This window comes from Paracoccus sanguinis (assembly GCF_900106665.1).
Taxonomy (GTDB): domain Bacteria; phylum Pseudomonadota; class Alphaproteobacteria; order Rhodobacterales; family Rhodobacteraceae; genus Paracoccus; species Paracoccus panacisoli.
Map to the genome: position 1 here is coordinate 25,578 of NZ_FNNA01000003.1, position 13,686 is coordinate 39,263.

The 13,686-nt window shown below is 71.0% G+C and carries 10 protein-coding genes; 4 read left to right on the forward strand and 6 right to left on the reverse strand.

Annotated elements, in window-relative coordinates:
• Positions 1 to 29 precede the first annotated feature (29 nt).
• Positions 30 to 3,296 carry a TM0106 family RecB-like putative nuclease gene (locus BLW17_RS11415; RefSeq protein ID WP_036731804.1) on the forward strand — a complete coding sequence of 1,089 codons (3,267 nt, stop codon included), beginning with the start codon at positions 30 to 32 and terminating at the stop codon, positions 3,294 to 3,296.
• Between the two features lie 519 nt (positions 3,297 to 3,815).
• On the opposite strand, the gene BLW17_RS11420 is transcribed toward BLW17_RS11415, so the two are convergent.
• The 5 genes from BLW17_RS11420 to BLW17_RS11440 all read right to left on the reverse strand — a co-directional run bounded on the left by BLW17_RS11420 (position 3,816) and on the right by BLW17_RS11440 (position 10,583).
• Positions 3,816 to 4,853 (reverse strand): protein-glutamate methylesterase/protein-glutamine glutaminase, encoded by a 1,038-nt coding sequence (locus BLW17_RS11420; protein ID WP_036731807.1) that lies wholly within the window; start codon positions 4,851 to 4,853, stop codon positions 3,816 to 3,818.
• A gap of 104 nt (positions 4,854 to 4,957) precedes the next feature.
• Positions 4,958 to 5,707, reverse strand: coding sequence for a squalene/phytoene synthase family protein (locus BLW17_RS11425; RefSeq protein ID WP_036731810.1), 750 nt, complete (start codon positions 5,705 to 5,707; stop codon positions 4,958 to 4,960).
• Positions 5,704 to 7,317, reverse strand: coding sequence for a citramalate synthase (cimA, locus tag BLW17_RS11430; RefSeq protein ID WP_036731812.1), 1,614 nt, complete (start codon positions 7,315 to 7,317; stop codon positions 5,704 to 5,706). Before cimA ends, BLW17_RS11425 begins: the two co-directional genes overlap by 4 nt.
• Positions 7,314 to 8,756: a cysteine--tRNA ligase gene (gene cysS, locus BLW17_RS11435; protein WP_036731815.1), complete on the reverse strand. Its 1,443-nt coding sequence runs from the start codon at positions 8,754 to 8,756 to the stop codon at positions 7,314 to 7,316. Before cysS ends, cimA begins: the two co-directional genes overlap by 4 nt.
• Positions 8,757 to 9,182: 426 nt before the next feature.
• Positions 9,183 to 10,583 carry a diguanylate cyclase domain-containing protein gene (locus BLW17_RS11440; protein ID WP_036731818.1) on the reverse strand — a complete coding sequence of 467 codons (1,401 nt, stop codon included), beginning with the start codon at positions 10,581 to 10,583 and terminating at the stop codon, positions 9,183 to 9,185.
• A 124-nt stretch (positions 10,584 to 10,707) separates the two neighbouring features.
• Here BLW17_RS11440 and BLW17_RS11445 point away from each other — a divergent pair, with 124 nt between their 5' ends.
• From BLW17_RS11445 to BLW17_RS18825, 3 genes are read left to right on the forward strand one after another with little or no spacing between them, the layout of a single operon-like run.
• On the forward strand, positions 10,708 to 10,986 hold the full coding sequence (locus tag BLW17_RS11445; RefSeq protein WP_036731821.1) for a DUF3572 family protein: 279 nt from the start codon (positions 10,708 to 10,710) through the stop codon (positions 10,984 to 10,986).
• Between the two features lie 58 nt (positions 10,987 to 11,044).
• Positions 11,045 to 11,611, forward strand: coding sequence for a heme NO-binding domain-containing protein (locus tag BLW17_RS11450; RefSeq protein ID WP_036700283.1), 567 nt, complete (start codon positions 11,045 to 11,047; stop codon positions 11,609 to 11,611).
• A gap of 23 nt (positions 11,612 to 11,634) precedes the next feature.
• Positions 11,635 to 12,567, forward strand: coding sequence for a GGDEF domain-containing protein (locus BLW17_RS18825; protein WP_036707237.1), 933 nt, complete (start codon positions 11,635 to 11,637; stop codon positions 12,565 to 12,567).
• An 89-nt stretch (positions 12,568 to 12,656) separates the two neighbouring features.
• On the opposite strand, the gene BLW17_RS11460 is transcribed toward BLW17_RS18825, so the two are convergent.
• On the reverse strand, positions 12,657 to 13,643 hold the full coding sequence (locus BLW17_RS11460) for an ABC transporter substrate-binding protein (RefSeq protein ID WP_036707234.1): 987 nt from the start codon (positions 13,641 to 13,643) through the stop codon (positions 12,657 to 12,659).
• Between the last annotated feature and the right edge of the window lie 43 nt (positions 13,644 to 13,686).

Sequence of the window (13,686 nt, forward strand, 5' to 3'; positions counted from 1 at the left end):
GCAACGTTGCTAGGGAAAGGAGCACCACCATGCGGCATCTCGACGGCGACATCCTCCTTTCGGCGACCGACCTGATGCGGTTCATGGGCTGCGCCCATGCGACCACGCTCGACCTGGGACGGCTGCGCGGCCAGGGGCCCGAGCCGGGCGAGACGACCGAGGACGCGCTGCTGCTGCAGAAACAGGGCGACGCACACGAGGCGGCGCATCTGCAGATGCTCAAAACCGCCGGGACATCGGTGATCGAGATCAATCGCGGCGATCTGGCCACGGATGCGCAGGCCACCCGTGCCGCGTTGGCGCAGGGCGCCGAGGTGGTGTTTCAGGGCGCCTTCCTGTCCGGCAACTGGGGCGGCTGGTCGGATTTCCTGCAGCGCGTCGACCGTCCCTCGGATCTGGGCCCGTTCAGCTACGAGGTGGCCGACACCAAGCTGAAGCGCAGCGTGCAGCCCAAGCACGTGCTGCAGCTCGTGCTCTATTCGGACCTTCTGGCCAAGGTTCAGGGTGTGACGCCCGAGTTCGCCCACGTCGAACTCGGCAGCGGCGAGCGTGCCACGCTGCGGCTGGCGGACTTTCAGCACTACGCCCGTGCGGCGCGGGCCCGGCTCGAGGCGTTCGTGGCCGACCCCCGGCCGACCCGTCCGGTCCCGTGCGCCGATTGCGGACTCTGCCGCTGGGCGGGACACTGCGAGGGGGTCTGGCAGGCCGAGGACAGCCTCTTCAACGTCGCCAATGTCACCCGCGGGCAGGTGAAGAAACTCGAGGCCGCGGGCGTTGCCACCATGGCGGCGCTGGCGGCCTTGACGGAGCCGGTGCGCGGCATGGCCGCGGGCACGCAGGCGCGGCTGGTCACGCAAGCGCGCCTGCAACACGGCCGCAAGACCGGCGCGCCCAACTTTGAGCTGCGCGCCCCCGAGCCGGGCAAGGGCTTCGACCTGCTGCCTGAGCCGCAGCCCGGCGATCTCTTCTACGACATCGAGGGAGACCCGCATCACGAGGGTGGCCTCGAATACCTGCACGGTGTCTGGTCAGATGGCCAGTTCCGTGCCTTCTGGGCGCATGACCATGCGGCTGAGGCGGAGGCGCTCGATGCCCTGCTCGCCTTTTTCCGCGAACATCTCGAGTCGTTTCCGACGGCACGCATCTATCACTACGCGGCCTACGAGATCACCGCGCTGCGCCGCCTGACCACGAAATACGAGATCGGCGAGGCGTTCCTCGACCGGCTGCTGCGCGAACGTCGGTTCGTCGATCTGTTCGCCGTGGTGCGCGGCGGGCTGTTCGCATCTGAGCCGAACTATTCGCTCAAGTCGCTCGAGGCCTTCTACGACCTCGTCCGTGCTGGCGAGGTGACGACGGCGGGCGGCTCGGTCGTGGCCTATGAGCGCTGGCGCGAGACGCGCGATCAGCGGATTCTGGACGAAATCGAGGATTACAACCGCATCGACTGCATCTCGACCGAGGCGCTGCGCGACTGGCTGGTCGGCATCCGGCCCGCAGGGGCGTGGCCCGCGCTGGCGCCCGAGGCCGCGCTGAAGGAGGCGGAGGAGGACGCCGATGCCCAGGCCCTGCGCGACCTCTTGTCCGCGTCGGATCTGCCCGAGGAGAGGCAGGCGATGCTGTTCGACCTGGGGCTCTTTCACAAGCGCGAAGCCAAGCCTGCCCAGTGGGCGGTGTTCGACTCGGCCGCGCGGGACGACGACGAACTGATCGACGATCTGGACGCCCTCTCGGGGCTCGAGGCCATCGGGCCGGTGCGGCCGGTCAAGCGGTCGTTCACGCGCAGCTATCGCTACCCGCCGCAAGAAACCAAACTGCGCGCAGGCCAGAAGGCGACCGTCAGCGTGCCGGATGGGGCGCCCGTGTCGGTACTGATCGAGAGCCTCGACTGCCGCTGGCGGCAGATCACGGTCAAGGTCGGTCCGGGCAAGGACCACCTCCTGACCCCACGTCTGACGCTGGGCCCCGACTGGCCGCTGAACACCGATGTGATCGCGTGGGCCTTGCGCCACGTGATCGCCGATCAGTGCGGCCCGCGGACCTATCGCGCCGTCGACGATCTGCTCTCGCGGGCGGCGCCGCGTCTGACGAGCGGGCCGCTGCTGCCGGTGGCCGACCCCGTGGCCGGCACGATTGCGGCCGTGGGCGCGATGGACGAAACCGTGCTGCCCCTTCAGGGCCCGCCCGGCACGGGCAAGACCTATGTCGCGGCCCGGGCGATCCTGTCGCTCGTCCGTCAGGGCGCGCGGGTGGGCGTGACCTCGAACAGCCACGAGGCGATCCGCAATGTCCTGATGGGCTGTCTGGGCGCGCTGGAGGACGAGGACCTGCCGTTCGCGCTCGATCTCGTTCACAAGACCAGCGGCGGCGACGACGGCTATCCCGACGATTGTCCGGTCCGCCGCACCGGCAGCAATGACGAGGCCGCCGACGCCCGCCACGTCGTCGGCGCCACGGCCTGGTTCTTCACCCGCGACGAGAACGTGCAGGCCTTCGACTGGCTGTTCGTGGACGAGGCCGGACAGGTCGGGCTGGCCAACATGGCGGCGATGGGCCGGGCTGCGCGCAATATCGTGCTGATCGGTGACCCGCGCCAGTTGCCGCAGGTGATCCAGGGCGCCCACCCCGAACCCGCGAACCTGTCATGCCTCGACTGGATGCTGGGCGAGCACGCGACCGTGCCGCCGGACCGCGGCATCTTCCTGCCGGTCACGCGGCGGATGCACCCGGCCGTCTGCCGCTTCATCTCCGATCAGGTTTACGAGGGGCGTCTGGCGAGCCACCCGGATACGGGCCGGCAAGCCGTGCGCGGCACCCGCTTGCCCGAGGCCGGCGCGCACTGGGTCCCGGTGCTGCACGAAGGCAACGCGCAGATCGCAGCCGAGGAGGTCGTCGCGATCCGCTCGGCCGTAGCCGAGCTGCTGACGGGCAGCTGGACCGACACGGACGGCACCACCCGGCCGATGCAGGCCCGCGACGTCATCGTCGTGGCCCCCTACAACGCCCAGGTGAACGCCCTGCGCGACGCGCTGCCGGACGACATCCGCGTCGGTACGGTGGACAAGTTCCAGGGGCAGGAGGCGCCGGTCTGTCTTGTGTCGATGACCGCGTCCTCTGCCGAGGAAACCTCGCGCGGCATGGAGTTCCTGTTCTCGCTCAACCGGATCAACGTCGCCGTCTCACGTGCCAAGGGGCTGGCGCTCGTCTTCGGTGCGCCGCGCCTGCGCGACGCGAAGTGCGACACGGTCGAGCAGATGCGGCTGGTGAACACGCTCTGCGCGCTTCCGGCGCTGTGACGGCGGGGGCGCGGGTAGGCGGCGGCATTGGCGGCTTTTGGGGAAGGCAAACGCGGTCGGCGGTGCAGTTGCGGTGCAGTGCGCACTGGCGCGGCCCGCCGGTGGTCTGATCACACGTTTAAAACTGCAGACCTGCCGGAGGCTCAGGCTTGCCCCTCCCGACACGATATGCAGCGTCTCCCAGCCTCACTTTCGTAACGAAACGTCCGGGTGGGAGCGCGCAGTGCAGCGATTGCACCGCTTTGCCCGGGTCATCCGCGGGCGAACCGACCGCTCAAGTGAAAGCGGTCATGCTGGCACGTCAGCCACTCGTCGAAGCTGCCAATCGCCGTCGAGTGGCTTCTTCCCACCCCGCGTCCGGCTTACTCGCAAGCGTTCCACTCACCGTCCGGCGAAACGGATCGACCTCACCCTCTGGCGCCGGAAGGATGGCCACACTTCCCGCAACCTTTGACTCAACCTGACACCTCCATTTACCCCCGTTCCAAAGCTCGCCCCACTACACCTCATCCTTCCGCCTCACCCCCGCACGCGGCGGCCGGCGAGCGTCAGGATCTCGTCGGCGATCTGCGGCAGCGGCACCAGCCGATCCACCGCCCCCAGCTCATGGGCGACGCGCGGCATCCCCCAGACCACCGAGGTCGCCTCGTCCTGAGCAAGGCACGTCGCGCCCGCGCGGCGCAGGGCGAGCATCGCCTCGGCGCCGTCGCGGCCCATGCCGGTCAGCATCACCCCGATCGCCCGCTCGCCGAGCGCAGCCCCGCTCTCGAACAGGAAGTCCACCGACGGCCGGTGGCCGTTGCGCTTGTCGTCCTCGACCAGTTCGCAGACCGGGGTCCGCGGCTGTCCGAGGCGCAGATGCGTCTCGCCGCCCGGCGCAATGTAGATCGATCCCTGCTGCACCGGCAGTCCGGTCTCGGCGAGCCGCACCCGCGGCGCGATCCGCGCGTCGAGCCGCTGGGCGAAATTGGCGAGGAACGTCGGCGGCATGTGCTGGGTGATGAGGGTCGGGGGGCAGTTCGGTGGAAACTCGGCCAGGATGCGCTCCAAGGCATCTACCCCGCCGGTGGAGGACCCGATCAGCACGACGCGCCCGTTCCAGGCGAAACCACGGTCGCGGGGATCCGCCGATGGCGGAGCAGGCGCCTGGCGCGGCCGGGCGCGGATGCGGGCGCCCGCGGCGGCGACGATCAGGTCCCGCAGCCCCGCGAAATCCCCCGACTGCGGCGCCGACGGCTTGCCCACGCAGTCGACCGCGCCCAGCGACAGGGCCTGCACCGCCGCCGCGCTGCCCGATTGGGTGAGCGTCGAGACCATGATCACCGGCATCGGGCGATCGACCATCAGCCGCTCGAGGAAGGCGAGGCCGCTCTCTCCCGGCATCTCGACGTCGAGCGTCAGCACGTCGGGGCGCAGCTCGGCGATCCGCGCGGTGGCCTGGGCGGTGTCGCGGGCCTCGCCCACCACCTCGATGCGCGGATCGTCCGACAGCGCCAGCCGGATCAGCCGCCGCATCGTCATCGAGTCGTCCACGATGAGGACCTTGACCGGGCGCATCGGGTCAGGCCGGGCGGGTGAGAGGAACGGGAAGATCGTGGCGCATCGGCGGTCCCTGCGATTCGGCGTCTCTCGGACCGTCGCAGAAACTGTTGAAGAACCAGTTAAATCCACCAGCGTCCGGTGAGGGCGAGGCGGGCGAGCCCCGCCCGACGGGCGAACTCGCTGGGGCCGGCGGGATCGGTGCCGGCCGCCGCACTCCGCAGCGCCGCCCCGACCGCGGCGCCGGGAAAGAGCACCGCGTGGGCCCCGCGGGGCACGCGGCGCCGCTGCCCGCGCGCGGATGCGAAGGCCTCGCGCGCGGCCTGCGCCAGCGCCGGCAGCGCCGCCGGGTCCGGGCCGGGCAGCGCCAGCCCCAGCGCCGCCAGCGCCGGGCGGGCGCGCAACCACGCGACCAGCCCCGCTCCGCGCCCCTGGTTACGGAACACGGCGGGCTCGCCTGCGCCGAGGGCCGCGCCGGCACGCTCCATCAGCGCGCCGCCGGTGGCGTCGGCGTAGGCGATCACCGCCTCAACGTCCGGGTGCGGCAGGCGCGCTGCGTCATGCATCCGCGCCTCGGCCAGCGGGGCGAGCGTCGCCGCCTCGCGCCCCCAGCCCTCCCACAGCGCGTCGAGGAGCGCGTGCGCCGGCGGCGGCCCCTCGGCCATCGCCGCGAGCCGGTCGGCCCACCAGCGCACCCGCATTTCGGCCACCAGAGGCTCGCGCGCGGCCAAGGCGGTGCGCGCCAGCTCGTCGTTCAGCGCGTAAAGCCCGAGCAGCTGCAGCCGCGCCGGACGGGGCGCGAGCAGCGCCATGGCCAGCCGGTCCGGGTCGGCCTGTCGCAGCCCGGCGATCAGCGCCTCGGCGCCGCTCACGCCGCGCCATCGCGGATCAGCTTCCAGCGGATCGCGTCCACCAGCGCCTCGAAGCTCGCGTCCACGATGTTGGGGGAGACGCCGACGGTGGACCACGCCGCGCCGCGGCTGTCGGCGGAATCGATCGTCACCCGCGTCACCGCATCGGTCCCCGCCCCGATGATCCGCACCCGGAAGTCTGTCAGCGCCATTTCGTCGATCGACCGCTGCCACGGGCCCAGATCCTTGGCCAGCGCCCGCCAGAGCGCGTTGACCGGGCCCGCATCCTCGCCGGTCTCGCCCACCGAGTCGCTCACCGACATGACCCGCTGGTCGCCGATGCGGACCACGACCACCGCCTCGCTGACCGAGATCCGCCGACCGATGGCGTTCAGCCGCCGCTCGACGGTGACCCGGTAGCGCTCGACCTCGAACAGCGGCGGCATCTGGCCCAGCTCGGCCCGCGCCAGCAGCTCGAACGAGGCCTGGGCTGAATCGTAGGCATAGCCCTGATCCTCGCGCGCCTTGACGGCCGACAGGATGCGGGCGAGCGCCGGATCGCCCGGCTCGACCGCGATCCCTGCGCCGGCGAGGCGGGCGCGCAGGTTCGACTGCCCCGCCTGGTTCGACATCGGGATCACACGGGCGTTGCCGACGAGCGCCGGGTCGACGTGCTCATAGGTCTGCGGCGCCTTGAGGATGGCGCTGGCGTGCAGCCCCGCCTTGTGGGCAAAGGCCGAGGCGCCGACATAGGGCGCGGCGCGGTCGGGGATGCGGTTCAGGATCTCGTCGAGCCGCCGCGAGATGCGGGTCAGCGCCGCCAGCCCCTCGGGCCCGACGCCGAGCGAGAGGGTGCTACGAAAAGGCTCTTTCAACAGCAGGTTCGGGATCAGCGTGGTGAGGCTCGCGTTGCCGCAGCGCTCGCCCAGGCCGTTGAGCGTGCCCTGCACCTGCCGCGCACCCGCGGCGATGGCGGCGAGCGAGCCTGCGACGGCGTTGCCGGTGTCGTCGTGGCAATGGATGCCCAGCCGGTCGCCGGGGATGCCGGCGGCGATGACCTCGGCGGTGACGGCGCCGATCCGGTCGGGCAGGGTGCCGCCGTTGGTGTCGCAGAGCACGATCCAGCGCGCCCCGGCCTCGGCCGCGGCCCGCAGGCAGGTCAGCGCATAGCCTGGATTGGCCGCGTAGCCGTCGAAGAAATGCTCGGCGTCGAAGATCGCCTCGCGACCCTGCGCCACGACATGGGCGATCGAGTTGCCGATCGTCTCGAGGTTCTCGTCGAGCGTGATGCCGAGCGCCTCGCGGACGTGGTAATCATGGGTCTTGCCGACGAGGCAGACCGCGGGCGTCCGCGCATCCAGCACCGCCGCCAGCACGTCGTCGTTCTCCGCCGAGCGCCCGGCGCGGCGGGTCATGCCGAAGGCGGTCATCACCGCGCGGGTCCGGGGCGGGTTCGCGAAGAACTCGCTGTCGGTCGGGTTCGCCCCCGGCCAGCCGCCCTCGATGTAATCCACCCCCAGCTCGTCGAGCATGGCGGCGATCTCGGCCTTCTCCGTGGCGGTGAACTGGACGCCCTGGGTCTGCTGGCCGTCGCGCAGCGTGGTGTCGTAGAGGCTGAGGCGGTCGGTCACAGGATCGCCTCGAGCCGCGCGGCGTCGAAGTCGGCGCGGCGCTCCCAAGCGATTGCGCCCCCAGGGCCATCCTTCAGATCGACCCCGGCTGCATCGAGTTCGGCCCGCAGTCGGTCGGCCAGCGCGAAGTCGCGTTCCTGACGCGCCGCGCGGCGACGCAGTGCCACCCGCATGATGATCTGCGCCAAATGATCGTCGGTTGCGGTCCAGTCGGGCCCGCTAAGCAGACCGAGGAGGCTCGCCGATGCCACGAGAACGCCCTTTTCGACATGGCAATCGCGCGTCGGGTTTGACGTGATCTCGCGCGCGATCTCGTGCAGCCGGGCCAAGGCGCCTGCGGTGTTCAGGTCGTCCGCCAGCGCCGCGATCACCGCCGGGTCAGGGGCGCCGGGCGGGGTGTCCCCCGCCAGCCCCCGCCACTTGCGCAGCGTGGATTCAGCCTCGCGCGCCTTGTCGGCGGTCCAGTCCATCGGCTTGCGGTAATGCGTCATCAGGAAGACGAAGCGGATCACCTCGCCCGGCACGCCCTGATCCAGCAGGTCGCGGACGGTGAAGAAGTTGCCGAGGCTTTTCGACATTTTCCGCCCCTCGACCTGCAGCATCTCGTTGTGCAGCCAGATGCGGGCGAATTCGGCGTCGGGGTGGGCGCAGCAGCTCTGCGCGATCTCGTTCTCGTGGTGCGGGAACTGCAGGTCGATGCCGCCGCCGTGGATGTCGAAGCTTTCCCCCAGCAGCGCGGCAGACATGGCCGAGCACTCGATGTGCCAGCCCGGGCGGCCGCGGCCCCAGGGGCTGTCCCATCCCGGCAGGTCGTCGTCCGAGGGCTTCCAGAGCACGAAATCCATCGGGTCGCGCTTGAAGGGCGCCACCTCGACCCGGGCGCCCGCGATCATGTCGTCCACCGACCGGCCCGAGAGCGCGCCGTAGTCCGGGAACGACCGGACGTCGAAGAGCACGTGCCCCTCGGCGGCATAGGCGTGGCCGTCGGCGACGAGCTGGCCGATCATCGCGATCATCTCGGCAATGTAGTCGGTGGCGCGCGGCTCGGCCCGCTGCGTCGCCTCGCCCTGCAGCGCCGGCCGCAGCGCGCCGAGCGCGTCCATGTCGGCATGGTACCACTCGATCGTCTCGGCCGTGCGGGCGCGGATCAGCTCTTCGAGCGTGCCCGCCGCCCCTGCCTCGCGCCGGGCGAGCGCGGCGGCGTTGATCTTGTCGTCGACGTCGGTGAAGTTCCGGACGTAGCTCACGTGATCGGCGCCATAGACGTGTCGCAGCAGCCGGAACAGCACGTCGAACATGACCACCGGCCGGGCGTTGCCGAGATGCGCGCGGTCATAGACGGTCGGCCCGCAGAGATACATCCGCACGTCGTCGGCGCGGATCGGCGCCAGCGCCTCCTTGCGGCGGGTGCGGCTGTTGGTGAGCCTGATCTCGGTCATGAGGTCCCCCTGCGGCGGGGGTCGCGTCGATACCGGACGTCCCGCCTGGCTGAATGTCAGACGATCCGGCAGCAGAACAAAGTGGCGCGCGCGTCCATGGGGGCGGTGTTACCAGCGGGGCGCGGTCCGGGCAAGCGGCGCGGGGGCAGGGGAGGCTCAGCGGTCAGGGGCTGTATTGAGGCTGGGGGATGGACATGCCTCGAACACCCGCACACGGTCCCCGGCATCCGGCATCCGGCATCCGGCATCCGGCATCCGGCATCCGGCATCCGCTGGCAACTGGCAATAACAACGGGCAATCGGCCCGGGGGTTAACGGCGCCGCCTGTCTGTGGCCGGGTCGCGCTCACGCCAAGAACTAGTCTCAGACCGGATCGCCCTCACTCCGCTCCGACGGTTGTCGGTGGACCGAGCGTCCCTCCTTCATTCAAGCCACCGCGTCGAGCCCTGCGACCATTAACCGGTTCCGCCCCGCCCGCTTGGCCGACATCAGCGCCCCGTCGGCGCGCAGCAGCAGCGCGGCGGCCCGGTCGCGACCGGCCCCGCACAGGTCCGGCGTCAGCGTCGAGACGCCCGCCGAAATGGTGATCGAGAGCGTCACCCCGCCGCCCCCGGCCGAGACGGGACGCGCCGACACGGCCTGCCGCATTGCCTCGGCAAGCGCGGCGGCCTCGGCGGGGCTGGTGTCCGGCAGGGCGGCCAGGAATTCCTCGCCGCCCATCCGCGCGACGAAGCCGGAGGGCGGGACCACGCGCTCGATGCGCTCGGCCACCTCGATCAGCACCGCGTCGCCTGCCGCGTGGCCGTGGTGGTCGTTCACCTGCTTGAAGCGGTCGATGTCGATCGCAACCACCGCGCAGCCGCGCCCGTCGCGCGGGGCGGCATCGCACATTCCCGCCAGCCGCGGCAGGGCAAAACGGCGGTTCACCAGCCCCGTCAACGGATCGATCCGCGCCAGCGTCCGCTCGTGCTCGGCGGCCGCCCTGTTCTTGTCGGCCGAGCGCTTGCGCCGGATCAGGCCCGACAGCCGCAGCGCGGCCTCGTCGGCCACGGCCTCGGCGGCGAAACCCGCTGCCAGCACGTCGCCGGCGCCGAGGTCGAGCGCCACCGACATCATCTCCTGCCGGTGCGAGGGCAGGACGACCGCGAAGCTCGCGTTCCGCGAGGTCCGCCGGCAGCGCAGTTCCGAGAGCAGCCGCAGCCCGTCACCCGGCAGGCTCAGGTCCGCGCCGATCACGTAGAGATCGGGGACCAGCCCCACGGCGGCGTCGGCCAGCGCCCGGTCGGCATCCGCCACCGAGAGCCGCGCCGCCAGCCGCGGCGCAAGCGTGCGACGCCAGCCGAGCGCCGTTGCGGTGTCCCCGGCCACCAGCAGCACGGACGGCGGCGGGAGTGCCGGCAGCGCCGGCTCGAAGGCGAAGGTGGCCTGGTCCTCGGCCAGCCCCGCCAGCAGCGGACGGGGCGCTGCATCGGCCTCGTCCCGCATCAGCCCGCGGATGCGCGCGAAGAGGTTCAGATCGTCCACCGGCCCGTCGAGCACCGCCGCCGCGCCCGCCTTGAGCGCCGCGATCCGGTCGGCCTGCGGCACGATCATCAGGACCGGCAGCCCCGGCCAGCCGGCCGCGATTCGCCCGCACAGATCGACCGCGCCCATGTCCCCCGGCTCGCCGCCGATCAGCACCAGCGTCGGGCGCGCCCGGGCCAGGATCGCCAGCGCTTCGGCCCCCGTGCGCGCGGTGAGCGGGTCATAGCAGGCCGCGGCCAGCCTGACCTTGAGCGTGATTCGATGTGTCGCCGTGCCGTCAACGACGAGGATCTGACCCGACATCCGTGGCCCTCTGGGGTTTCATGACGACCACACTCCCTTAGAAAGATTAACAAATGGTTTGCGCCCGCGCCGCTCACGCGCTCGTGCTTGCGCCGCGGCTCGCACCATCGCTAGATCTGCCGCCATGATCCCCCGCGCGACCCTCGACCAGCTGACCCAGGACCTGCTCGCGCATCTCGCGACCTCACCCGACCTGGTCGGGGCGCTGTCCGCCGAGACGGGCCTTGCGCCGGGCGACCTGCGGCGGCTCGCGGCGCGCACGCCCGAGGATCTCGCGGCGGCGCTGCTCGACTTCATCTGTGGGGACGACTTGCGGCTCATCGGCTTTGCCGAGGCGAGCGGCTGGCCGGCGGCGCGCGTCGCCTATGCCCGCGCGGCGCTCGAGGCGGGGGCAGTCGGCTGATCTTTACCCGGCCTTAACCCCTGCGCGGCTATGGTTCGGCCGAGCGGAAGGGTGAGCAATGCACGGGCTGGTTAATCGGGCGATCGAGGAATTCACGCGCAGCACCTATGGCGACGGGATGTGGGCGGGTGCGGCGGCCGCGGCGGGGGTCGATCCCCGCGGCTTCGTCGTCATGCGCGTCTATGGTGACGCCACCACGCGCACGCTGATCGCCGAACTCGCCCGGCGACTGTCCCGCAGCGAGGGTGACCTGGCCGAGGACATCGGCGCCTGGGTCGCGCGCATCCCGACGATTCGCCGCCTCCTTCGCTTTGCGGCACCGGATTTCGCCGGGTTCATGACGGTCCTGCCCGAGATGGGCGACCGGATCACCATGGTGGTCAGGGGGTTCGAGCTGCCCCGCATCCGGGTCCGGGCCGCCGCGCACGGCTGGTGCGTGGCGATCGAGGGGGACGGGGTGTGGCCGCATGTCCTGAGCGGCATCCTCCATGCCATGGCCGACGATTACGGGGTGCTGGCGGTGATCTCGGTGCGGCCCGAGGGGCTGTCGGTCTCGGTGCCGCTCACCGATTTCAGCGAGGGGCGGCCGTTCTCGCTCAGCGATCCGATGGTGGGGCTGGGATGAGTGGCGGGGTTGACACGGTAAGCATGACCGCCCTGCGGCTGATGCCGATGCACCTGCATCTCGACGCCAATCGCCGCATCCTCTCGGCGGGGACCACGCTGCGCCACCTGATCGGCGAGGCCGCAGATTTCGACGCCGCCTTCGAACCCGCCGGGCCCGAGGGGCTCGCCGGGGCCGGGGCCACGGGACGGGTGTTCCTGCGGCTGCTCGGGGATGACGGGATCATGCTTAGGGGGCAGGCGGTCCCGGACGGGCAGGGGGGGACGCTGCTAAACCTCGGCTTCGGCATCGGCGTGGTCGAGGCGATCCGCCGCTTCGGTCTCACCGACCGCGACTTCGCCCCGTCCGAGCTGGTCATGGAGGTGCTGTTCCTCACCGAAGCCAACAACGTCATGACCGACGAGCTGACCCGCGCCAACCTGCGGCTGGAAGAGGCGCGCAGCAAGGCCGAGGCCGAGGCCTTCACCGACCCGCTCACCGGGCTCTCGAACCGTCGCGGGCTCGAGCTGGCGTTCGAGGCGCTGCGCCGTGCTGCGGTGGCGGACCCCGAGCGGCAGTTCGCGGTGCTGGTGCTCGACCTCGATCGCTTCAAGGCGCTGAACGACAGCATGGGCCACGCCGCGGGCGATGCGATGCTGCGCGCCGTCGCGCAGCGGCTTCGCGTCGTGACGCGCGACGAGGACACCATCGCGCGCACCGGCGGCGACGAGTTCGTGCTGCTGATCCCCGGCCTCGCCGACGCGCGCCAGCTCGAGGCGTTGGGGGCGCGGATCTGCGCGGCGATCACCCGTCCGGTGCCGATCGGCGGCACCGTCCAGTCCCTGTCCGCGAGCGTCGGGGCGGTGCTGTCGCGTGACTGCCCCACCCTCGACTGGACCGCACTCGAGGCCGCGGCGGACGAGGCGCTCTACGCCGCCAAGCGGGACGGGCGCGGCTGCCTGCGGGTGTCGCGGTGACGGCCGGCACGGCAAAGGGCGCTGCCACCGCAGCGCCCTTTCGAAGTGTCGAACCTCTGCGGGAACCGGCCGGACCCGCCGCGCCGGCGTTACTTCAGCGCCTTGTCGGTAATGACGCTCGTCCACGCCCCCTCGGGCTTCTTCGAGATCACCGGGTCAGAGCCGCCGGAGAGCAGCGTCTCGACCGTCCGCTCGGCGTCGGCGGGGTCGAGCGCCCCGTTCGAGCCGGCGGTCAGCTTGGCGACCTCCTGCATCATGCGGACCTGATGAGCCTCGGTCTGCGCGCCGGTCTCGTCGTTGTCGAGCACGATCTGCGCGGCTTCCTCGGGGTGCTCTTCGGCGTATTTCCAGCCCTTCATGCTGGCCCGGACGAAGCGGACCAGCTTGTCCTCCATCGCCGGGTCCTTGAGCTTGTCCTCGAGCGTGTAGAGCCCGTCCTCGAGCGTGGCCACGCCCTGATCCTCGTACTTGAAGGTCACGAGATCCTCGGGCTTCAGCCCCGCATCCAGCACCTGGCCGTATTCGTTGTAGGTCATGGTCGAGATGCAGGCCGCCTGCTTCTGCAGCAGCGGGTCGACGTTGAAGCCCTGCTTGAGCACCGTCACGCCTTCGGGGCCGCCGTCGGTCTTGAGCCCGAGGTGGTTCATCCACGACAGGAACGGGAACTCGTTGCCGAAGAACCAGACGCCCAGCGTCTTGCCCTTGAAGTCGGTCTTGGGGTCGGTGATGCCGCTTTCCTTGAGGCAGGTCAGCATCATCCCCGACGCCTTGAACGGCTGGGCGATGTTGACGATCGGCAGCCCCTTCTCGCGCGCGGCCAGCGCGGCCGGCATCCACTCGACCGTCACGTCGGCCCCGCCGCCGGCCAGCACCTGCGTCGGCGCGATGTCGGGACCGCCGGGGCGGATGGTCACGTCGAGGTTCTCGTCGCCGTAGAATCCCTTGTCCTTGGCCACGTAGTAGCCGGCGAACTGGGCCTGCGTCACCCATTTGAGCTGCAGCGTCAGCGGATCGGCGGCCCACGCCCCGCCGGCGAGCAGTGCGAAGGCGGCGGCAGTCGTCATCAGTCTGGTCATCGCATCCTCTCCTGTTGGCGCGGGGTCGTTGCCCCGCAAGCTT

Excerpts from the sequence above, each read along its gene's own strand:
- BLW17_RS11415 (WP_036731804.1), top strand. The coding sequence starts at position 30 with ATGCGGCATCTCGACGGCGACATCCTCCTTTCGGCGACCGACCTGATG.
- BLW17_RS11420 (WP_036731807.1), bottom strand. The coding sequence starts at position 4,853 with ATGCGCCCGGTCAAGGTCCTCATCGTGGACGACTCGATGACGATGCGG.
- cysS (WP_036731815.1), bottom strand. The coding sequence starts at position 8,756 with ATGACCGAGATCAGGCTCACCAACAGCCGCACCCGCCGCAAGGAGGCG.
- BLW17_RS11440 (WP_036731818.1), bottom strand. The coding sequence starts at position 10,583 with ATGTCGGGTCAGATCCTCGTCGTTGACGGCACGGCGACACATCGAATC.
- BLW17_RS11445 (WP_036731821.1), top strand. The coding sequence starts at position 10,708 with ATGATCCCCCGCGCGACCCTCGACCAGCTGACCCAGGACCTGCTCGCG.
- BLW17_RS11450 (WP_036700283.1), top strand. The coding sequence starts at position 11,045 with ATGCACGGGCTGGTTAATCGGGCGATCGAGGAATTCACGCGCAGCACC.
- BLW17_RS18825 (WP_036707237.1), top strand. The coding sequence starts at position 11,635 with ATGACCGCCCTGCGGCTGATGCCGATGCACCTGCATCTCGACGCCAAT.
- BLW17_RS11460 (WP_036707234.1), bottom strand. The coding sequence starts at position 13,643 with ATGACCAGACTGATGACGACTGCCGCCGCCTTCGCACTGCTCGCCGGC.